We start from the raw sequence: 21256 nt of genomic DNA, 5'->3' as shown, positions 1-21256 counted from the left end.
GAAGATGGCCATGACGATGCATGTGGACATCGTGAGCGCAGAAGGCGAGATCTTCTCGGGACAAGCCGAGCTGGTGGTGGCGCCCGGCCAGGAAGGCGAGGTCGGTATCGCCGCGCGGCACGCGCCTTTCCTGTCCCCGCTTAAGCCCGGCGAGGTCCGGGTCAAGAGCGAAGGCCAGGAGCCGTTGTCGTTTTACGTGTCCGGCGGAATGCTGGAGGTTCAGCCGTACCTGGTGACCATCCTGTCGGAAACCGCGGTGCGCGCGAAAGACATCGACGAAGCCGCGGCGCAGGAAGCCAAGCGGGCCGCCGAGGAGGCGCTGTCGGACCGCTCCGGCCGGCTGGAATACGCCAAGGCCCAGGCGCAGCTGGCGGAGGCGGTGGCGCAGTTGCGGACGCTGGAGAATTACCGGAAGGGCCGGGCGTAATCGTTCGATCCCGCGGTCAAAGGCCCGGTAAAGGTGATGCTATGCTTCACCTTTACCGGGTTTTTTTGTTGGCGAAAATACCCGCTTTTTCGTTGATCGTCGTGAAGGAGACTGGAGTGGAAGTCATCGCTCTGATTCTGGCGGCAGGCCAGGGCACACGCATGCGTTCCGATTTGCCGAAGGTTCTGCACCGGATCGGCGGCCTTTGCCTGCTCGAGCATGTATACCGGCTCGCCGCGGCGCTCGAAGTCCGCGAGACGGTGATTGTCTATGGTCACGGCGGCGAGCAGGCGCTGTCCACCTTGGGCCATCTGCCGGCGACATGGATCGAGCAGAAGGACCGCAAGGGGACCGGGCACGCCGTGATGCAGGCCGTGGACCGGATCGGCGACGATTCGAAAGTTCTCATTCTTTACGGTGATGTCCCGCTGTTGAAAAGGGAGACGGTCGGGACCCTGCTGCACCATGCCGGCGAATCGAGCTTAGGGCTACTCACGGTCGAGCTGGACAACCCGACCGGCTACGGCCGGATCATTCGCGACGGCGCCGGCAAGGTGCTCCGCATCGTCGAGGAGAAAGACGCCACGCCGGAAGAGCGTGCCGTCCGCGAGGTCAATACCGGCATCCTGGCGGTCGAAGGGGCTCCGCTGAAGCGTTGGCTGAAGGCCTTGCGCAACGACAACGCCCAGGGCGAGTACTACCTCACCGACATCATCGGCATGGCGGTGACAGAGGGATATTTCGTCGATGCCACGCATCCCGCCAGTCCGGACGAGGTCCTCGGCGTGAACGACCGCCGGCAACTGGCCGAGCTGGAGCGTATTTACCAAAGCCGCCAGGCGAGTGCGCTCATGGAGCAAGGCGTGACCCTGCGCGATCCGGCGCGCTTCGACCTGAGAGGCGAGATCGTCGAACTGGGCCGCGACGTGGAAATCGACGTCAATGTGATTCTCGAAGGCAGGATCCGCCTGGGCGACAAGGTACGCCTCGGTCCCAACGTTTATCTGAAGGACGCCGTGATCGGCCCGGAGGTGGAAGTCCTCGCCCATAGCGTCATCGAGGGTGCCGTCGTCGGCGCGGGCTCGAGGGTCGGCCCCTTTGCCAGGCTGAGGCCGGAATCCGTACTCGCCGAAGAAGTCCATATCGGCAATTTCGTGGAAGTGAAGAAATCGGACATCGCCGCAGGCTCCAAGGTCAACCACCTGAGCTACATCGGTGATGCCAGCATCGGCAGCGGGGTCAACGTCGGGGCCGGCACGATCACCTGCAACTATGATGGCGTCAACAAGCACCGGACCGTCATCGAGGACGGCGCATTCATCGGCTCCGACACCCAGCTCGTTGCGCCGGTGCGGGTCGGTCGCAACGCCACCATTGGTGCCGGGTCGACCATTACCAAAGATACCCCGGAGGGCCGGCTCACGCTGAGCCGGGTCAAGCAATTCAGTGTCGACGACTGGAAGCGTCCCGGAAAGTCGAGGAAAGAACCATGTGCGGAATAGTCGGCGCGGTGGCGCACCGCAATGTCACCCCAGTCCTGCTGGAAGGCCTGCGGCGACTGGAATACCGCGGCTACGATTCCGCCGGCATCGCCGTGATTGCCGGGGACGGTTCGCTGGAGCGGGTGCGCCGCCCCGGCAAGCTGCGGGAGCTGGAGTCCGCACTCGAATCCGCCCTGGTCGAAGGCGAAACCGGCATCGCTCATACCCGCTGGGCCACCCACGGCGTGCCGTCCGAACGCAACGCCCATCCGCATGTCTGCCGCGAGCGGGTCGCCGTGGTCCACAACGGCATTATCGAGAACCACGAGGCGCTGCGGCGGCAGCTCCAGCAGAAGGGGTACGAGTTCCTGTCGGAGACCGACACCGAAGTCGTCGTCAACCAGATCCACGACTTCCTGGAACAGGGGTTCCCGCTGTTGGAGGCAGTGCGCGCCACCGTCGGCGTCCTGGAAGGCGCTTATGCCATTGGCGTTGTCAGCACTTGCGATCCGGGCCGGCTGATAGCCGCCCGCAAGGGCAGTCCCTTGGTGGTCGGCTTGGGCGAAAGCGAAAACTTCATCGCTTCCGACGTTTTCGCCCTGGTCGGCGAAACGCAGCGCTTCGTCTTCCTGGAAGAGGGCGACCTCGCCGAACTGACCACCGAGTCGGTCCGGGTTTACGGCAAGGATGGCGGCAGGGTCGAGCGCCCGGTCCACGAGACCCGGCTGGCGCCGGATTCGGTGGAGCGCGGTGAATACCGCCATTACATGCAGAAGGAAATCCACGAGCAGCCGGTCGCGGTCGAAAAGACCCTGAGCGGCCGCATCCATCAGGGCAAGGTGCTGTCTGCCGCATTCGGCGAGCGGGCCGAGGCCGCGTTCGAGCACGTCCGGGCGGTGCAGATCGTCGCCTGCGGCACCAGCTACCACGCCGGCAAGGTGGCGCGTTACTGGTTCGAGGCCTTGGCCGGCCTGCCCTGCAGCGTGGAGGTTGCCAGCGAATTCCGCTACCGCCGGCAGGTCGTGCAGCCCGGCACCCTGTTCGTCACCATTTCCCAGTCCGGCGAGACCGCCGACACGCTGGCGGCGCTGAAAGCCGCCAAGGAACTCGGCTATGCGCATACCCTGGCCATCTGCAACGTGCCGGAAAGCTCGATCGTGCGAGAATCGGACTCCTGCCTGATGACGCGGGCCGGCCCGGAAATCGGGGTGGCCTCGACCAAGGCTTTCACCACCCAGCTGACCGCCCTGCTGCTCCTGGTGCTGGCGCTGGGCCGGCGCCATGCCTTGGCCGCCGAACAGGAAGCGAAGATCGTCCGCGAGCTGGAGACCCTGCCTGCGCAGATCCGGCATGTTCTGCAACTCGAAGACGAAATCGCGGCCTGGGCCGAGCTGTTCGGCGAGAAGCACCACGCCCTCTATCTCGGCCGCGGCGCCCAGTATCCGGTCGCCATGGAAGGTGCGCTCAAGCTCAAGGAAATCTCCTACATCCACGCGGAAGCCTATCCGGCGGGCGAGCTCAAGCACGGGCCGCTGGCGCTCATCGACAACGAGATGCCAGTGGTCGCCGTCGCGCCCAACAACGAGCTGCTGGAAAAGCTCAAGTCGAACCTGCAGGAAGTCCAGGCGCGCGGCGGCGAACTCTACGTGTTCGCCGATGCCGAAGCGCCGATCGAAAACGTGCCCGGCGTCAGGATCCTCAGGGTGGCGGAGACCGACGAAGTCGTCGCGCCGATCGTCTACAGCGTGCCGCTGCAGCTCCTCGCCTACCACGTCGCCCTGATCAAGGGCACGGACGTCGACCAGCCGCGCAATCTCGCCAAGTCGGTGACGGTGGAGTGAGGCGGGCGGCTTAAGCTCTCGCCGGAGCCGCCCCGGTCGATTATGGGATAATGGCGCATTCGATCCGTTTGCCAGCCTTCGTTTCCATGACCAGCCCGCGAAAAATCCTCGTCACCAGCGCTCTTCCCTACGCCAACGGCCCGATCCACCTGGGCCATCTGGTCGAATACATCCAGACCGACATCTGGGTTCGCTTCCAGAAGATGCGCGGACACGACTGCCGCTACGTCTGCGCTGACGACACCCACGGCACGCCCATCATGCTGCGGGCCGAGCGGGAGGGGATCACGCCGGAGGAACTGATCGCCCGCGTCCACGGCGAGCATCTGCGCGACTTCACCGGTTTCCACATCGAGTTCGACAACTACTATTCGACCCATTCCGAGGAGACCCGAGTTCATGCTGCCGAGATCTACGGCAGGCTCAAGGACCGCGGACTGATCGAATCGCGGGCGATCGAGCAGTACTTCGACCCCGTCAAGGAAATGTTCCTGCCCGACCGTTTCATCAAGGGCGAATGTCCCAAGTGCCACGCCAAGGACCAGTACGGCGACTCCTGCGAAGTCTGCGGTACCACCTATTCGCCCACCGACCTGATCAACCCCTACTCCGCGGTATCTGGCGCCGCGCCGGTGCGCAAGGAGTCGGTACATTACTTCTTCAAGCTGGGCGAATGCGCCGAGTTCCTGAAAGCCTGGACCCGCTCCGGCACCCTGCAGACCGAGGCCGCCAATAAACTCAACGAATGGTTCGAGGCCGGCCTTTCCGACTGGGATATTTCCCGCGATGCGCCGTATTTCGGCTTCGAGATCCCCGACGCACCGGGCAAGTATTTCTACGTCTGGCTGGATGCGCCGATCGGCTACATGGGGAGTTTCCAGAACCTGTGCGACAAGACTCCCCCTCTCCCTTTGGGACAAGTCCGTCGGGAGCGGATTTGGATGGACGAAGTCCACCCGGAGGGTTCCAGGCAGGACAGCCTGGAATCACTGGGCCGGGGTGAGGGGAAACTCGATTTCGCGGAATACTGGAAAAAGGATTCAGGGGCCGAGCTATACCATTTCATCGGCAAGGACATCCTCTATTTCCACGCCCTGTTCTGGCCGGCCATGCTGGAACATTCCGATTTCCGCACCCCGACCAGAATCTTCGCCCACGGCTTCCTGACCGTGAACGGCGAGAAAATGTCCAAGTCGCGCGGCACTTTCATCACCGCCCAGAGCTATCTCGAGCAGGGTCTCAATCCCGAATGGCTGCGCTATTACTACGCCTGCAAGCTGAACGGCACGATGGAGGACATCGACCTCAGTCTGGAAGACTTCGTCGCCCGGGTGAACAGTGATTTGGTGGGGAAGTACATCAATATCGCCAGCCGGACGGCGGGGTTTTTAACCAAGCGCTTTGAAGGCCGGGTTTTACCGTTGGCTGGGGAGGAATTTACGCCAGAGGAGTGGTCGATTAGCCAGGAATTGGAGCAAGCGGCGGCAGCGATCGAAGCGCTTTACGAAGAAAGAGATTACGGTAAAGCCATCCGTGAAATCATGCGTTTGGCAGACCGGGTAAATCAGTACGTTAATGACACCAAGCCTTGGGAAGTAGCCAAAGACTCTTCTCAAGAACTCCGCTTACATATGATTTGCAGTGCCAGCATTCGTTTCTTTTGCTTGCTGAGCGCATATCTGAAGCCGATATTGCCCCATACAACTGCTCGTATCGAAAAAGAGTTGCTCGGTTCAACTGTGGAATTCAGTTGGAGTAATCTAAGTTATTTCCCACTAGAGGAAATCCAGCCCTACCAACACCTCATGACCCGCATCGATCCCAAACAAATCGATGCCCTGGTCGAAGCCAACCGCCAAAGCCTACAAGCCTCGGCGGTAACGCCGGAGCCGCATTCCCAGGTGCGCCATGCCGAACACCAGCAGCACGCCGCGGTTCCCCCCTCTCCCTCTGGGAGAGGGGTCGGGGGTGAGGGCCATCACGGCGCGCTGACGGTGCCCGAAGACCTGTTGGCGCATGCGCGGGAACTAAGAAAGAATCCGACCGATGCCGAGGCCCTGATGTGGAATCTATTGCGAGATCGCCGCATCGCCAATGCAAAATTCCGGCGGCAGCATCCTCTGACATTGGGGGACCGCCGCTACATTCTGGACTTCTTTTGTCCGGAAGCTGCGCTTTGTATCGAGATCGACGGAAGCCAGCATGCCGAGCAGGTGCACTACGATACGGAGCGGACAAGGACTTTGGCTGCGCATGGCATCCGGGTATTGCGCTTCTGGAACAACGAGGTGTTGACCCAGACGGAGTCTGTGGCCGAGGCCGTGTGGCTGGCTTTGACGTCAGCGGAAAGCGCCCTCACCCCTGGCCCCTCTCCCAAAGGGAGAGGGGAACAAAGCCCGGAAGGCGAGACGATTTCCATCGACGACTTCGCCAAGGTCGACCTGCGCGTCGCCCGCATCGCCAATGCCGAGCATGTCGAGGGCGCGGACAAGCTGCTGAAGCTGACGCTGGACCTGGGCGGCGAGACCCGCACGGTGTTCGCCGGTATCAAGTCGGCCTACGCGCCGGAGACCCTGATCGGGCGGTTGACTGTGATGGTCGCCAACCTGGCGCCGCGCAAGATGAAGTTCGGCCTGTCGGAAGGCATGGTGCTGGCGGCGGGGCCGGGCGGTGGCGACATCTTCATCCTGTCGCCGGATGAAGGCGCCCAGCCCGGCATGAAGGTCAAGTAGCCGGAGCATGACATCCGCCAACCGCGAATGGATGGATCGCGATCTCGCGGTGCTTTGGCATCCGTGCAGCCAGATGAAGGACCACGAGTCGCTGCCGCTGATCCCGATCCGGCGCGGCGAGGGTGTCTGGCTGGAGGATTTCGACGGCAAGTGCTACCTGGACGCGATCAGCTCCTGGTGGGTCAACCTGTTCGGCCACTGCCATCCCGCGATCAACGCCGCGCTGGCCGACCAGCTCGGGCGGCTGGAGCAGGTGATCTTCGCCGGTTTCAGCCACGAGCCGGGCATCCGGCTGGCGGAGCGGCTGGTAGACCTCACCCCGCCGGGGCTGGAGCGCTGCTTCTACGCCGACAACGGCTCGGCGGCGGTCGAGGTGGCCCTGAAGATGAGCTTCCACTATTGGCGCAACCTGGGCCGCCATGGCAAGACCCGCTTCGTCACCCTGGAAAACAGCTATCACGGGGAGACCCTGGGCGCTCTGGCGGTGGGCGACGTCCCGCTGTACAAGGAGACCTACCGGCCTCTGCTGATGGAGGCCTTGGTTGCGCCCAGCCCCGACGCCTACGGACGCGAGCCGGGGGAGACCGAAGCCGGCTACGCCGAGCGGCGCTTCCGCGACATGCTGGAAATTCTGGAGCGGGGCGCCGATGAAATCTGCGCCGTGATCGTTGAGCCGCTGGTGCAATGCGCCGGCGGCATGCGCATGTACGACCCGCTCTATCTCCGTTTGCTGCGCGAGGCCTGCGACCGGCTCGGTATCCATCTCATCGCCGACGAGATCGCAGTCGGTTTCGGCCGCACCGGCAGCTTGTTCGCCTGCGAGCAGGCCGGGATCAGCCCGGACTTTCTGTGCCTGTCCAAGGGACTCACCGGCGGTTATCTGCCGCTGGCGGCGGTGCTGACACGCCCGGAAATCTACGCGGCTTTCTACGACGACTACGGCACGCAGAAGGCTTTCCTGCATTCCCACAGCTACACCGGCAACCCGCTGGCCTGCCGGGCGGCTCTGGCGACGCTGGAGCTGTTCGATGAGACGGACGTTCTGGGGCGGAACCGCGAACTGGCGCGCTGCATGGCGGATGCCACGGAGCGTTTCCAGGAACATCCCCATGTCGCCGAAGTCCGCCAGCGCGGCATGATCCTGGCAATCGAGATGGTGAAGGACAAGGCGACCCGTGAATCCTATCCCTGGAAGGAACGGCGCGGCCTGCGGGTCTACCGCCGCGCGCTGGAGCGGGGCGTGCTGCTGCGCCCTCTGGGCCATGTGATTTATTTCATGCCGCCTTATGTCATCACCCCCGAGCAGATTCGCTTCATGGCGGAGGTGGCCTGGGAAGGCCTGCTGGTGGCGACGGAGGACTGAGCGCATGCGTATTTCCAGGCTTTATCTCCCGGTGCCGATGGAAACCGGCGCCGAAATCGCGCTGGACGAGGAGCGCGCCCATTATCTGCGCACGGTCCTGCGGCTCAAGCGCGGCTTCGATCTCACGGTGTTCAACGGCGAAGGCGGCGAATTCGCCGCGCGCATCGTCGCTTGCCATCGGGAGGAGGTGAGCCTGACGGTAGGCGAATATCGGCCGGTCGACCGGGAATCCTGGCTCGGTGTCCATCTCGGCTTAGGGATCTCGCGGGGCGAGCGCATGGACCTGGCCATCCAGAAGGCGGTGGAGCTGGGTGTCGGCGCGATCACCCCGCTGTTCACCGAGCGCTGTGTGGTCCAGCTCGACCCCGAACGCAAGGCGCAGCGGCTGGAGCACTGGCGCCGGGTGGTTTGGGCCGCCTGCGAGCAGAGCGGGCGCAACCGGGTGCCGGAAGTGCTGGAGCCGCGCTCCCTCGAGGCCTGGCTACCGGTCGCAGCGGGCCTCAAGATTTTTCTCGACCCTCATGCCGCCAGTGGCCTGCGGGCGCTGGATCCGCCCGTCGGCTCGGTGACCCTGCTGTCGGGACCGGAAGGCGGGTTCAGCGACGCCGAGCGCGATGCGGCGGTGTTGGCTGCGTTTATTCCCGTCCGGCTCGGCCCGCGTGTACTGCGCACCGAAACTGCCGCCCTGGCCGCGCTCGCGGCGATCCAGACCCTGTGGGGCGATCTGGCCGCTTGACCCTTTCACCCTTCGATACCGAGCAGGAAATCCCATGATGTTACTGGCACTCGTACTGCATGTTCTTTCCGCCGTCCTCTGGGTCGGCGGCATGTTCTTCGCCCATCAGGTTTTGCGCCCCGTCGCCGCAGGCTTGCTGCAGGCGCCGGAACGGCTGCGGCTGTGGAACGCGGTGTTTGCGCGCTTCTTTCCCTGGGTCAAGGGCGCCATCGTGCTGCTGTTCCTCACCGGCTTCGGGTTGATCCATGCCTATGGCGGCTTCGGGCAGGTGGGGTGGCCGGTGCATCTGATGCTGCTCATCGCCATCACCATGACCGTGATTTTCGGGGTGATCTACGCTAGGCCGTACAAGGCGCTGAAAGCCGCGGTGGCCGCGGAGGACTGGGCGATGGGGACGGAAGCCTTGAGCGTGATCCGCCGTCTGGTCGGCATCAATCTGGTGCTCGGATTGATCACCGTGGCGGTGGCGAGCGGCGGAAGTTTCCTGCCGATTTGAGGCTCAGAGGTTTCTCGCCGCCGCGATGACCTCGTAAGCCTTGCGGATCTGCTGGGTCTTCTCGTTGGCGATGCGCACCATCTCCTCGGGCATCCCCTTGGCGACCAGCTTGTCCGGATGATGCCGGCTGATGAGCTTGCGGTAGGCGCGCTTGATCTCGTCGGCACCGGCCGATGCCTTGATGCCGAGCATGGTGTAGGCGTCCTCCAGCGTATCCTCGCGGCGGCGCGACGGCATGTTCCGGTTGCCGCTGTAAGAGGAATTCTGATAGGCGCGGGCGAAGCGTATCGCCGCATCCAGGCGTCCCTTCATCGCGTGATATTCGAAGCGGGAAATGCGGAGCTGGTCGCAAATGCCGATCAGGACACGTTCCTCGGCCAGATTGACGGGGCCGTCGGCGAAGGCGGCTTCGAGCTGGATTTCCAGAAAAATCCGGATCAGGGCGTAGCGGCGGTGGCATTCCTTGCGGAACTGCTCGACCGCTTCCCGCAGCGGGAAGTCCGGCTGCTTGCCGCGGGTGAAGAGTTCGATGGCGGTGCGGCGCATGCCTTCGGACAGGTCCATGCGGTTCATCACCGTCCGCGCCACGGTGATTTCGGCCTCGGACACACGACCGTCGGCCCTGGCGATGTGGCCCATCACGGAGAACGTGGCGGTGAAGAAGGCCATCTGGATCCGGTGCTGGGCGCCCGGCGACAGATCCGACTCGATCTGGGCATACTTGTCCTTGTCTCCGTCCAGCTTGTGGCCGATGGCGGCGCCCAGCAAGGCGCCCAGCGGGCCCCCGAGCAGAAAGCCGAAAGTGCCCCCCAAGAGTTTGCCGAGCCAGCTCACTTAAGAAACCATTCCTTGATACTTGCCATAAATCCTCTCACCTTACATGATTGATGTTTGTCCTTAAAGTCTGGAAGAGTCAGCCCGATGACCGCCCCTGAGACATTGTTCGAATCCAGCCTGTCTTCACTGCGACTCAAAGCGCGGGGAAAAGTGCGTGATATCTACGAGGCCGGCGACGATCTGATGCTGATCGTCACGACGGACCGACTGTCGGCGTTCGACGTCATTTTACCCGACCCCATTCCCGGCAAGGGCCGGGTGCTCACCCATGTCTCGCGATTCTGGTTCGACCGCTTGAAGGACCGGGTGCCCAACCACCTTTCCGGGACGCCGCTGGAGGCGGTGTTGCCCGACACGGCCGAGCGCGAGCGGGTCGAGGGCCGGGCCATGGTGGTCAAGCGCCTCAAGCCGTTGCCGGTGGAAGCGGTAGTGCGGGGTTATCTCATCGGCTCGGGCTGGAAGGACTACCAGCGCGGCGGCGCCGTCTGCGGCATCGCGCTGCCGCCGGGGCTGCAGCAGGCCGAGCGGCTGCCGGAAGCGCTGTTCACCCCGTCCACCAAGGCCGAAATGGGCTCGCACGACGAAAACATCGGGTTCGACCAGGTGGTCGGCCTCATCGGGCGGGAACTGGCCGAACAGATGCGCGAGGTGGCCTTGGGGCTGTACCGGGAAGCGGCGGCCTATGCGCTGGAGCGCGGCATCATCATCGCCGACACCAAGTTCGAATTCGGGGTGGACGAGGCTGGCGTGCTGCACTGGATCGACGAGGCGTTGACGCCGGATTCCTCGCGGTTCTGGCCGGCCGACAGCTACCGCCCCGGGATCAGCCCGCCGAGCTTCGACAAGCAGTTCGTGCGCGATTACCTGGAGACGCTGGACTGGGACAAAAAGCCTCCGGCGCCGCATCTGCCCGCGGACATCCTGGCTCGCACCGCGGAGAAATACCGGGAGGCGGAGCGGCGGCTGACCGGGGTTTAGGCCGGCGCCTGCCGGTCGGCCTTGAGGCGCCGCACGGCGGCGATGCGCACACGCCGCAGGGCCTGGCCGAACGCCGGGCCTTTCAGCTGCTGCTCCAGCAGCGCGCGACTGTCGACTTCGACGGCGGCGCGCCGCGCCTGCCGCAGCCAGTCAGCCTGGGGATAGGGCCGGTCCTCGAAGCCGGTCCTTCCTCTGGCGTCCGCCTCGCAGGCAAGCAGGAACAGTTCCAGTGTGTCGTCCTGACGCTTGAGCGCGCCCAGCCGGTCCAGCAGATCCACCAGGGTCGAGGTGCGCAGTTCCGCCGCGCGGTGGCAGAGGCCATGGTAGCGCATCACCTTCTCCGCCAGCCGGCGGTAGGCGTTGGGCGCGCGGAAGCGGTCGCACAGCGCGTTCAGGGCGTCGAGGCCGAGGCGCTCGTGGCCGCGATGGCTGGGCCAGAGTTCCGGCGGCGTGAGCGCCTTGCCGAGGTCGTGGGTCAGGGCGGCGAAGCGAGCGGAAGGGTCGGCGGTCAGCCGTGCCGCTTGGTCGAGCACCATCAGGGTGTGCACGCCGGTGTCGATCTCCGGGTGATGCTGCGGCGGCTGGGGTACCCCGAACAGCCGCTCGATTTCCGGGAACAGCCGTTCCAGCGCCCCGCAGTCGCGCAGGGTCCGGAAGAAGGACGAGGGCGCCGGTTCGGCCAGGGCCTTGCCGAGCTCGGCCCAGACCCGTTCCGGAACCAGGGCGTCGACCTCGCCGGCCTCGACCATGCGCCGCATTTCCACCAGGGTTTCCGGCGCCACGCGGAAACCGAGCGGCGTCAGCCGGGCCGTGAAGCGGGCAACGCGCAGGATGCGCACCGGATCTTCGGCGAAGGCGGGCGAAACGTGCCGCAGCAGCCGCGCGTCCAGGTCGCGCCGGCCGCCGAAGGGATCGACGAGCCGACCGTCCGGCGTTTCCGCCATCGCGTTGATGGTGAGGTCGCGCCGTTCCAGGTCCTGCTCCAGGGTGACGTCGGGCTCGGCATGCACCACGAAACCGCGGTAGCCGGGCGCGGTCTTGCGCTCGGTGCGGGCGAGGGCATACTCCTCGTGGGTTTCCGGGTGCAGGAACACCGGGAAGTCGCGGCCTACGGGGCGGAAGCCGCGCGCGATCATGGCTTCCGGCGATTCGCCCACCACGACCCAGTCGCGCTCGCGGACCGGCAGGCCGAGCAGGCGGTCGCGGACGGCGCCGCCGACCAGAAAGGCTTTCATCGATTTGACTCGTAAGGATTCAAGGTTCGTTCCGGCGCCTGCGGAACCTGCCGGACGGCTGCATGACCGATATGTATACCACGCTCGCGTTCTATCTCGCCTTCGGCGCCATTGCAGGTGTCGCTTCCGGCCTGTTCGGCATCGGCGGCGGCGCCATTATCGTGCCCTTCCTGGTCTGGCTGTTCCCCGGCCAGGGCGTGCCGGAAAGCATCCTCATGATCATGGCGGTCGCCACCTCGCTGGCCACCATCGTGGTGACTTCGGTCTCTTCGGTCCGTGCCCACCACCGCCGCGGCGCGGTGGTCTGGCCGCTGGTGTGGCGGCTGGTGCCGGGGATCGCCCTGGGTACGGTGGCCGGCTCTATCGTCGCCGACCATCTGCCCACCCAGCGGTTCAAGCAGTTGTTCGCGGTGTTCCTGATGCTGGTCGCGGTGCAGGTATACCGGGGAAGGCGGGAAGAAACGGCGGGCGAAAAGCCCGTCCCGCTCGGCGTGCTGACCGGCGGGGGGCTCATGATCGGCCTTCTGTCGGCGCTGTTCGGCATCGGCGGCGGCAGCATCACCGTGCCATTCCTGCTCCGCTGCAGGCAGAACATCCGCCATGCCGTCGCCATCTCCTCGGCCTGCGGTTTTCCTATTGCCGTCGTCGGCACTCTGAGCTACGTCGTCCTGGGCTGGGGCCATCCGTCGGCGCCCGCCCACAGCCTGGGCTACGTCTACTGGCCCGCCTTCCTCGGCATCGGCGCCGCCAGCGTGCTGACCGCGCCGTACGGGGCGGCGCTGGCCCACCGCCTGCCGATGCAGGGTCTCAAGCGGCTGTTCGCCTCCGTGCTGTTCCTGCTGGGTGCCCGCATGCTGTGGAAATCCGCCGATCCCTCGTGGCTCGGCGTTCTGAACGAGGGGCTCGAAACCGCCGCTGCGGCAGTACAGGGGCTGAGGTCTTTTCTCGAACCCTGAAAGGCTCGCCGGCCGTTCAGTTCCGCGCCGCGAACACCGTGACCGGGGTCTGCGTCTGGGCCAGCACGAAGCTCACGGGATACTGCCGGTTCGGACTGGACTGGGCGGCGTTGAATACTTCCACCTTGCTCGCACCGCCGAATTGCAGGTAGATCCGCCGGGCGTCGAGGATCCAGGGCAGGGTGAGACTGATGCGCTCGGTCGGCGCGACCGCGCCCACCTGGGCCAGGCAGGGCGGCGTGTCGTCCGCCGTGCCGCCCAGTGCCAGACCGGCTTCCAGATTGGGGCTGGCGGGAAACAGCGAGGCGGTATGGCCGTCGTCGCCCATACCGAGGATCAGCGCCGCGAACGGCCGCGGCAGATCGGCGAAGGCTTCGGCCAGGCTCGCCTCGCCTGCGGCAGCAGACGTGTCGCCCGTGTAGAGCGGCAGGAAGCGCGCCGCCGCCGCCTTGCCCCGCAGCAAATGGGTCTTCACCAGGGCGGCGTTGCTGGCGGGATCGGTTTCCGGCACCCAGCGTTCGTCGACCAGGGTGACGACGATCCGCGCCCAGTCCAGATCGGCTTCGCGCAGGGCTTCGAACACCGGCACCGGCGAGCGGCCGCCGGACACGGCGAGCGTGGCGGAAGGCGCGGCCTGCAATGCGGCGCGCAGATCCTCGGCGACCGCCGCGGCCAGCGCCGGGGCCAGGCTTGCGTTGTCATCGAACCAACGAATCTCGGTCATTTCAGTTCCCCTCGTGCCAGCAAATGCCGTCGCGTTCGAGCAGATCCAGGGAAGCGGCCGGTCCCCAGGTGCCCGCGGCGTAGGGCAACGGTCCTTTCGGATCGTTGGCCCAGGTGTTGAGAATCGGCTCGACCCAGCGCCAGGCCTGCTCCTGTTCGTCTTGCCGCACGAACAGCGCCTGGTTGCCGCGGATGGCGTCGAGCAGCAGGCGCTCGTAGCCGCCTTCGGTGCGGCGTACCTTGAACTGCTCGGCGAAGTTCAAGTCCAGCGACACGGGCTGCAGTTCCATCGAATCGCCCGGCTGCTTGGCATACAGATAGAGCCGGATGAATTCGTCCGGCTGCAGGCGGATCACCAGCTTGGCCGGCGCGCAGGCGCCGCTCTTGGGCAGCGGGAAGATCGGGTGCGGGACGTCGTGGAAATGGATGACGATTTCCGCCAGCCGCTCTGCCAGCCGCTTGCCGGTGAACAGGTAAAACGGCACCCCGGCCCAGCGCCAGTTGGCGATTTCCGCCTTGATGGCGACGAAGGTCTCGGTGTGGCTGCCCGGCGGAATGCCCTCCTCTTCCAGGTAGCCCGGCACCGCTTTGCCGCCGGAAATGCCGGCACGATACTGGCCGCGCACGGTTTTTTCGTGCACGCCCTCGTCGGTGAACGGCACCAGCGATTCCAGCACCTTGAGCTTTTCGTTGCGGATGGCGTTGGAATCCAGGCTGGCCGGCGGCTCCATCGCCACGAAGCAGAGCAGCTGCAGCAGATGGTTCTGCACCATGTCGCGCAGCGCCCCGGCCTTGTCGTAGAAGCCGGCGCGGGTGCCGATGCCGACGTCCTCGGCGATGGTGATCTGGACGTCGCGGATCCACATCCTTCGCCACAGCGGCTCGAACAGCGCGTTGCCGAAGCGCAGGGCCATCAGGTTCTGCACCGACTCCTTGCCCAGGTAATGGTCGATCCGGTAGACCTGATTCTCGTGGAAGTAGCGGTCCACGTCGGCGGTGATCGCATTGGCGGAGGCCAAGTCGTGCCCCAGCGGCTTTTCCAGCACCACCCGGCTGTTGGGGCCGTTGAGGCCCTGCCGGGTCAGATGCGCGCAGATCGTCGCGAACAGGAACGGCGCGGTGGACAGGTAGAACACAGTGACGGCGGCCGGCGCTTTTTTCAGCCGCTCCTTCAGCGGCGCGTACTGCTCGGGCTGGGTCGCATCGATGCGCAGATAGGTCAGGCGCGGGCGGAATTCGGCCCACACCGTCTCGTCCCAATCGGCGGCGGGAATGAAGTGGCGGGCCTTTTCGTCCGCCAGTTCGAGGAAGGTCTCCTCGCTCAGATCCTGCCGGTCGACGCAGAGAATATGGCCGGCTTCGACCAGCAGGCCGTTCTTGTGGCACTGGTACATCGCCGGCAGCAGCTTGCGCGTGACCAGGTCGCCGGCGCCGCCGAAGAAAACCATGTTGAACGATTCGGGAAATGGGAGCTGACTCACCGCTGACATCCTCTTGTTATGGCCCCCGCCAGTGCGTGGCCGGCAGGGTGCGCGTGACGCGCCGGGTCTACAACGAAAAAGCCCGGCCAAAAATCGACAAATGTTAGTCGCCGCGATACGGGCTGTCGAGCAATGGCGAGAAATTCACAGCAGAAGACAGTGTGTTGCCGTTTCTTGACACTCGTTTCCCGCTTGGCTTAAATGCGAAGGTTTTATCTCCGGCGATGGGTGCTTTCCCGGCGCCCCACAGAAGAAGAGCATCGACGAACCCATGTTCCTGCACCAGACACTGGTCGACGTGACCGACCGCATCCGCGCCCGCAGCCACGACCGCCGGGCGGCCTACCTCGAACTCATGCACCGCGCACGCCAGAAGGGTGTCGAGCGCTCCCACATCGCCTGTACCAACGTGGCCCATGCCTATGCGGCGACGCCCGCCAACGACAAGCTGGTGCTGAAGGCCGCGACCGCGCCGAACATCGGCATCGTCACCGCCTACAACGACATGCTTTCGGCGCATCAGCCCTATGAGCACTACCCCGAGATCATCAAGGCCGAGGCACGCCGGGCCGGCGTTACCGCACAGGTCGCAGGCGGCGTGCCGGCGATGTGCGACGGCGTGACCCAGGGCCAGACCGGGATGGAGCTGTCGCTGTTCTCGCGCGACGTGATCGCGCTGTCCACCGCCGTGGCCCTTTCGCACCACGTGTTCGACGCCAGCCTCTACCTCGGCGTCTGCGACAAGATCGTGCCGGGCCTCCTCATCGCCGCGCTGCGCTTCGGCCATCTGCCCGGCGTGTTCGTGCCGGCCGGCCCGATGGTGTCCGGCATCTCGAACTCGGAGAAGGCCAAGGTCCGGCAGGAATTCGCCGAAGGCAAGGTCGGCCGCGACGCGCTGCTCGAATCCGAGATGGCGTCCTATCACGGCGCCGGCACCTGTACCTTCTACGGCACCGCCAACAGCAACCAGATGCTGCTGGAGATCATGGGCCTGCAACTGCCGGGCTCGTCCTTCGTCAACCCCGGCACGCCGCTGCGCGATGCCTTGACCCGCGCCGCCACCCGGGTGGCAGCGGAGCTGGCCCAGGACGCCACCGCGCCCGCCCTCTGCCACATCGTGGACGAGCGCGTCATCGTCAACGCCATTGTCGGCCTGCTGGCGACCGGCGGTTCGACCAACCACACCATCCATCTGGTGGCGATCGCCCGTGCCGCGGGGATCGAGATCAACTGGGACGACTTCAACGACCTCTCCGCTGTCGTGCCCCTGCTGGCCCGGGTCTACCCCAACGGCAAGGCAGACGTGAACCACTTCCATGCCGCCGGCGGCATGGGCTTCCTGATCCGGGAACTGCTCGACGCCGGCCTGCTGCACGAAGACGTGCAGACGATCCTCGGCCCCGGCCTGCGCCGCTGGGCGGAAGAGCCCTGGCTGGAGAACGGTACCCTGGCTTGGCGCGATGCGCCGGAAAAGAGCCACGACCCGGCGGTGCTCGCCCCGGCGAGCGGACCGTTCAGCCCGGACGGCGGCCTGCGCCTGGTCACCGGCAACATCGGCCGTGGCGTCATCAAGGTTTCGGCGGTGGCGCCGGAAAACCGGGTGGTGCGCGCTCCCGCCATCGTGTTCGAGAGCCAGGACGAGCTGATCGACGCCTTCAAGCGCGGCGAGCTGGAGCGCGATTTCGTCGCCGTGCTGCGCTTCCAGGGCCCCCGCGCCAACGGCATGCCCGAGCTGCACCAGCTTACGCCGGCCCTGGCCTCGCTGCAGGACCGCGGCTTCAAGGTCGCCCTGATCACCGACGGCCGCATGTCCGGCGCCTCCGGCAAGGTGCCGGCGGCCATCCACATCTCGCCGGAATGCGCCATGGGCGGCCCGCTGACTCTGCTGCGCACCGGCGATACCATTCTGCTCGACGCCGTGCAGGGCAAACTGGAAGCCGAAGTGCCGGCCGACCGCTGGTCGCTGCGCGAACCTGTGACGGACGACCTGTCCGGTAACCAGTTCGGCAGCGGACGGGAACTGTTCAGCGGCTTCCGCCATCTGGCCGACACGCCGGAACGCGGCGCCTTCACCTTCAATTTCGACGACGGCGGCCGCTGAGGCGCGCCCTTCTGCAACCTTAGGAAAAACTATGAATCTGGATCAGATCATCGACGCCACCAGCGTCATGCCCGTGATGGTGGTGGACCGCCCCGAAGACGCTGTGCCGCTGGCCCGCGCCCTGGTCGAGGGCGGCATCCGCGTGCTGGAAATCACCCTGCGCACCGCCGCCGGGCTCGAAGCCGTCAAAGCCATCCGCCAGGAAGTCCCGGACGCCATCGTCGGCGTCGGCACCATCGCCACCCCGGCCCAGCTCGAAGCCTCGATCGCCGCCGGCGCCCAGTTCGGCGTCTCGCCCGGCACCACCCCGACCCTGCTCAAGGCGATCGTCGACAGCAAGCTGCCGTTCTTCCCCGGCGTCGCCACCACTACCGAGGTGATGCAGGTGCTCGAAGGCGGGCTGACCGTGATGAAATTCTTCCCGGCGGTGGCCGCCGGCGGCATCAAGATGCTGGACTCCTTCCGCGGCCCGTTCCCGCAGGTCCGGTTCTGCCCGACCGGTGGCATCAACGCCCAGAACGCCCCGGATTTCTTCAAGCTCCCCAACGTGGTCTGCGTCGGCGGCTCCTGGCTGACCCCCAAGGACCTCGTCGCCGCCGGCAACTGGGCGGAAATCACCCGCCTGGCGAAAGAAGCGGCCGCGCTCAAGCCCTGAAGCGTCCTGGCAGGGACGGCCCGTCGATGGGCCGTCCGCATCGTTCCACGGACGTATCGAGTCCGCGCCAAGCTGATCAAGGGGGGATGGTCTGTAGCTCCGCTCACGGCGATGCGGCGTCTACTGTGCCCTCGTTCGACGAGTTTATGCGGCGAGTAATTCCGGAATTCAATCGCCGACGGCTGTCGCGAGACTGCCATGCGAAAACCGACGATTCAATATTCATCGCCCTTGGACGCGTTGATCGAAGTCACCAAACGCTTCAGCTTCCACCATCTGTATGAAAGGTGATCCGATGCCGGCTACTCCCCATCTCATCCCCAGCCTCGTCCAAGGCGCCGCTTCGGCTATCCACACCCATGCCGAGGAGGTGACCGCTCTCGATCAGGCCATCGGCGACGGCGATCATGTCCTCAACTTGCAGCGGGGCCTGGATGCCCTGGCGAAGCAGGCCGAAAGTATCTCGGCACTGGACTGGCCGGCTGCTCTGCAGAAAATCGGCATGACTCTGATGTCGTCGGTGGGCGGGGCGTCGGGCTCGCTGTACGGTACGTTGTTCATCGCCACGGGCAAGGCCATGAAAGACCGGGAAATGAATCTGGCGAATCTGGCCGAGGCCTTCGCTCAGGGCGTGGAGGCAATGAAGGCGCGCGGCAAGGCGGATCGGGGCGAGAAGACCATGCTGGACGTGCTGATCCCGGTGGCTGACGCCCTGAAATCGGCGGCTGAGCATGCGCTGCCTTTGCCGCAACTGGTGGACGAGGTGAGCCGCGCCGCCGAGGCGGGCATGGAATCCACCCGCGATATGATCGCCACCAAGGGCCGCGCTTCATTCCTTGGCGAGCGCGCCATCGGCCACGTCGATGCCGGCGCCCGCAGCAGCCAGTTGATGATTTCGGCCATCGCCGAGGTCCTGACCGGAAAATCGCGGTAGGGCGGAACCGTCTTTTTCGGGTTCCGCCGGTTCGAAACGGGTCACTTGGTCGGTGGATCGCCTGTCGGCATCCGCCTTTGTATCTGTGCGAGATGCGCGTCTTGACTTCCCCGACCGCCTCAGCATCCCCAGCGCAAGGCGGCCGTGTGTACCGGCGCGTCCCACAGCCGGAGCATTTCCTCGTCCAGCCGGGTCAGGGTGAGGGAGCAGCCGGCCATGTCCAGCGAAGTGGTGTAATTCCCTACCAGTGAGCGCGCGATGTCGACGCCGCGTCCGCTCCAGTACCGGTGCGCCAGCCCGTACACCAGATGCAGCTCGATCAAGGGAGTGCCGCCGAAGCCGTTGACGTGCAGCAGCACCGGCTGGCCGGCTTGAGGCTGCAGTTCCTCGTCGATGACGGCGGCGATGTAGTCCACGATCTCGCCGGCGTTGCCCAGTGCCATGCGCTCCCGCCCGCGCTCGCCGTGGATGCCGACCCCCATTTCCATTTCCTGCCCCCCGAGCTCGAACATCGGCTTGCCCAAGGCTGGCACGGTGCAACTGGTCAGGGCGACGCCCATGGAGGCGGTGGCATGGACCACGCGTTCCCCCAAGGCCTTGCAGGCGGCGAGGTCGTAGCCGGCTTCCGCCGCCGCGCCGACGATCTTCTCCACCACCGTGGTGCCGGCGATGCCGCGCCGGCCCATGCCCCGGTTTTCGGGGAGGGAGACGTCGTCGTGCACGAGTAGCGAGTCGTGGGGAATGTCCAGCATCTCGGCGGCGATTTCGAAGTTCATCACGTCGCCGGCGTAGTTTTTGACGATGAACAGGATGCCGCCGCCGTGGTCCACGGCCTGGGCGGCCGCTAACATCTGGTCCGGGGTGGGCGAGGTGAAGACTTGGCCGGGGCAGGCGGCGTCCAGCATGCCCAGGCCGACGAAGCCGGTATGCAGGGGCTCGTGCCCCGATCCTCCGCCCGAGACCAGCGCCACCTTGCCCGCCTTTGCCGGCGCCTTGCGGGACACGAAACGGGGTTCGGGGCTGAAATCGACGATGTCGGCATGGGCCTTGGCGAAGCCGCGCAGGCTTTCGTCCAGAAAATCCTCGACCGTGTTGATGAATTTTTTCATGGGGTTCCTTGGGGCCGACAAAAGATTCAGTCGTTCAATTTCACGGTTTGGCCGCTGGCGGCGGATTCCAGCGCGGCCACGAGGGTCCGGCAATTCATCTTGGCATCGTCCAGCGACAGCAGCGGCAGCTTGCCGTTCATCACGCAGTCGGCGAAGTGTTCGATCTCCAGCCGGAAATGGTTGGCGACCGGCAGCTGCTCGACCCACTGGCGGCCGTCCTCGGTCCACCACGAGATGACCGGCACGTCGCCCGGATTCTGCCAGGCGGTGTGGCATTTCACGCCGCCCAGGGTGCCGGTGATTTCGTACTCCGAACGCCGCGCGCATTCGAAGCTGATGTCGAAATGGCCGCGCCGGCCGTCGCCGAAGTCGATGATGCCGCTGGTGGCGATGTCCGCGCCGCTCTCGACGTATTTCGCCATCGCCGCTACCGCGATCGGGTCCTGTTCGAAGCACAGGCGCAAGGAATGCACTGCATAGGGCCCGATGTCCCACATCGCGCCGCCGCCGTGCCGGACATCCTGCGCCAGGCGATAGCGCCGGGCCGGGCGCATCATGAACGAATAGCTGGCGCGGGCATAGCGCACTTCGCCGATCACACCGGAGCGGACGATCTCCAGCACACGGGCGTGCTGGGGATGGAAGCGGTACATGAAGCCTTCCATCACCGTGAGGCCGCGTCCGCGGGCCGAGGCCTCGATCGCGTCGATATCCGCCGCCGTCAGCGCCATGGGCTTCTCGCACAGCACGTGTTTGCCGGCCTGCAGCGCCCGCACCGCCCATTCGGCGTGCTCGTGATTGGCCATGGGGAGATAGACGGCCTCCACCTCGGCATCGGCGAGCAGGGCTTCGGGCTGGTCGTAGCAGCGTACTCCCAGCTCGTGCGGGGCGTATTTGGCCAGGGTTTCCGCGGCGGCGCCAGGGCGCCGGCTGGCGATGGCGATGAGTTCGGAATTCGAGGCTTCGACGATGGCGGGCATCAGGCGCTCGTTGACGCGCGCCGCGCCGAGGATGCCCCAGCGGAGTTTGGATGGCTTGTCCATGGTGTGTCTCCTGATCGCAGATTCAGGGCGGGGACTCTAGCACAGGACGGCGGCGCCGGCTCGGCGTTCCAAATCCATGAAACTCATGAGGTTTTGTCGGCCGCCAGGTTTTGACTTCCGCAATCGCT

18 protein-coding genes are annotated in these 21256 nt (G+C 65.4%); 12 read left to right on the top strand and 6 right to left on the bottom strand.

The window, feature by feature from the left end:
- Positions 1–4: 4 nt before the first annotated feature.
- The 7 genes from OOT43_RS12680 (at position 5) to OOT43_RS12650 (ending at position 9076) form a co-directional block, all read left to right on the top strand.
- Complete coding sequence (locus tag OOT43_RS12680) at positions 5–427, top strand: F0F1 ATP synthase subunit epsilon (RefSeq protein ID WP_169601955.1); 423 nt, start codon at positions 5–7, stop codon at positions 425–427.
- A gap of 116 nt (positions 428–543) precedes the next feature.
- Entirely contained in the window at positions 544–1929 is a 1386-nt protein-coding gene (gene glmU / locus OOT43_RS12675) for a bifunctional UDP-N-acetylglucosamine diphosphorylase/glucosamine-1-phosphate N-acetyltransferase GlmU (RefSeq protein ID WP_266020952.1), read from the top strand.
- Entirely contained in the window at positions 1917–3749 is a 1833-nt protein-coding gene (gene glmS / locus OOT43_RS12670) for a glutamine--fructose-6-phosphate transaminase (isomerizing) (RefSeq protein ID WP_266020951.1), read from the top strand. The genes glmU and glmS overlap by 13 nt, the downstream gene beginning before the upstream one ends.
- 86 nt (positions 3750–3835) lie before the next feature.
- Positions 3836–6481: a methionine--tRNA ligase gene (gene metG, locus OOT43_RS12665; RefSeq protein WP_317134075.1), complete on the top strand. Its 2646-nt coding sequence runs from the start codon at positions 3836–3838 to the stop codon at positions 6479–6481.
- Between the two features lie 7 nt (positions 6482–6488).
- Positions 6489–7844, top strand: coding sequence for an adenosylmethionine--8-amino-7-oxononanoate transaminase (locus OOT43_RS12660; RefSeq protein ID WP_266020949.1), 1356 nt, complete (start codon positions 6489–6491; stop codon positions 7842–7844).
- Positions 7845–7848: 4 nt separating this feature from the next.
- Positions 7849–8580 (top strand): 16S rRNA (uracil(1498)-N(3))-methyltransferase, encoded by a 732-nt coding sequence (locus OOT43_RS12655; RefSeq protein ID WP_266020948.1) that lies wholly within the window; start codon positions 7849–7851, stop codon positions 8578–8580.
- 34 nt (positions 8581–8614) lie between these two features.
- Positions 8615–9076, top strand: a complete 462-nt coding sequence (locus OOT43_RS12650) for a CopD family protein (RefSeq protein ID WP_266020947.1) — start codon at positions 8615–8617, stop codon at positions 9074–9076.
- A 3-nt stretch (positions 9077–9079) separates the two neighbouring features.
- Here the strand turns inward: OOT43_RS12650 and djlA are convergent, their stop codons facing one another.
- Positions 9080–9910 carry a co-chaperone DjlA gene (gene djlA / locus OOT43_RS12645; protein ID WP_266020946.1) on the bottom strand — a complete coding sequence of 277 codons (831 nt, stop codon included), beginning with the start codon at positions 9908–9910 and terminating at the stop codon, positions 9080–9082.
- Positions 9911–9997: 87 nt separating this feature from the next.
- Here djlA and OOT43_RS12640 point away from each other — a divergent pair, with 87 nt between their 5' ends.
- Positions 9998–10891, top strand: a complete 894-nt coding sequence (locus OOT43_RS12640) for a phosphoribosylaminoimidazolesuccinocarboxamide synthase (RefSeq protein WP_266020945.1) — start codon at positions 9998–10000, stop codon at positions 10889–10891.
- Here the strand turns inward: OOT43_RS12640 and OOT43_RS12635 are convergent.
- Positions 10888–12126 carry a multifunctional CCA addition/repair protein gene (locus OOT43_RS12635; RefSeq protein ID WP_266020944.1) on the bottom strand — a complete coding sequence of 413 codons (1239 nt, stop codon included), beginning with the start codon at positions 12124–12126 and terminating at the stop codon, positions 10888–10890. The two genes, OOT43_RS12640 and OOT43_RS12635, sit on opposite strands and share 4 nt — an antisense overlap.
- Positions 12127–12188: 62 nt before the next feature.
- On the opposite strand from OOT43_RS12635, the gene OOT43_RS12630 reads away from it, so the two are divergent.
- Entirely contained in the window at positions 12189–13082 is an 894-nt protein-coding gene (locus OOT43_RS12630) for a sulfite exporter TauE/SafE family protein (RefSeq protein WP_266020943.1), read from the top strand.
- A 16-nt stretch (positions 13083–13098) separates the two neighbouring features.
- Here OOT43_RS12630 and pgl read toward each other — a convergent pair whose 3' ends face one another.
- Positions 13099–13806: a 6-phosphogluconolactonase gene (gene pgl / locus OOT43_RS12625; protein ID WP_266020942.1), complete on the bottom strand. Its 708-nt coding sequence runs from the start codon at positions 13804–13806 to the stop codon at positions 13099–13101.
- A 1-nt stretch (position 13807) separates the two neighbouring features.
- Positions 13808–15295 (bottom strand): glucose-6-phosphate dehydrogenase, encoded by a 1488-nt coding sequence (gene zwf, locus OOT43_RS12620; protein WP_266020941.1) that lies wholly within the window; start codon positions 15293–15295, stop codon positions 13808–13810.
- A gap of 262 nt (positions 15296–15557) precedes the next feature.
- Between zwf and edd the strand changes: the two genes are divergently transcribed.
- The 3 genes from edd (at position 15558) to dhaL (ending at position 18976) form a co-directional block, all read left to right on the top strand.
- Positions 15558–17387 carry a phosphogluconate dehydratase gene (edd, locus tag OOT43_RS12615; RefSeq protein ID WP_266020940.1) on the top strand — a complete coding sequence of 610 codons (1830 nt, stop codon included), beginning with the start codon at positions 15558–15560 and terminating at the stop codon, positions 17385–17387.
- 31 nt (positions 17388–17418) lie between these two features.
- Positions 17419–18042: a bifunctional 4-hydroxy-2-oxoglutarate aldolase/2-dehydro-3-deoxy-phosphogluconate aldolase gene (locus tag OOT43_RS12610; protein WP_266020939.1), complete on the top strand. Its 624-nt coding sequence runs from the start codon at positions 17419–17421 to the stop codon at positions 18040–18042.
- Positions 18043–18337: 295 nt separating this feature from the next.
- Positions 18338–18976: a dihydroxyacetone kinase subunit DhaL gene (gene dhaL / locus OOT43_RS12605; RefSeq protein WP_266020938.1), complete on the top strand. Its 639-nt coding sequence runs from the start codon at positions 18338–18340 to the stop codon at positions 18974–18976.
- Between the two features lie 119 nt (positions 18977–19095).
- On the opposite strand, the gene dhaK is transcribed toward dhaL, so the two are convergent.
- Together dhaK and OOT43_RS12595 are read right to left on the bottom strand one after the other, a co-directional pair.
- Positions 19096–20085, bottom strand: a complete 990-nt coding sequence (gene dhaK, locus OOT43_RS12600; protein WP_266020937.1) for a dihydroxyacetone kinase subunit DhaK — start codon at positions 20083–20085, stop codon at positions 19096–19098.
- Between the two features lie 26 nt (positions 20086–20111).
- A complete protein-coding gene (locus OOT43_RS12595; RefSeq protein ID WP_266020936.1) occupies positions 20112–21128 on the bottom strand; it encodes a Gfo/Idh/MocA family protein in 1017 nt (338 codons plus the stop codon).
- Between the last annotated feature and the right edge of the window lie 128 nt (positions 21129–21256).

Origin of the sequence: Methylococcus mesophilus, from assembly GCF_026247885.1 — a bacterium.
In the GTDB taxonomy this organism is placed as follows: domain Bacteria; phylum Pseudomonadota; class Gammaproteobacteria; order Methylococcales; family Methylococcaceae; genus Methylococcus; species Methylococcus mesophilus.
This window is presented reverse-complemented; position numbering and strand designations above follow the sequence as displayed.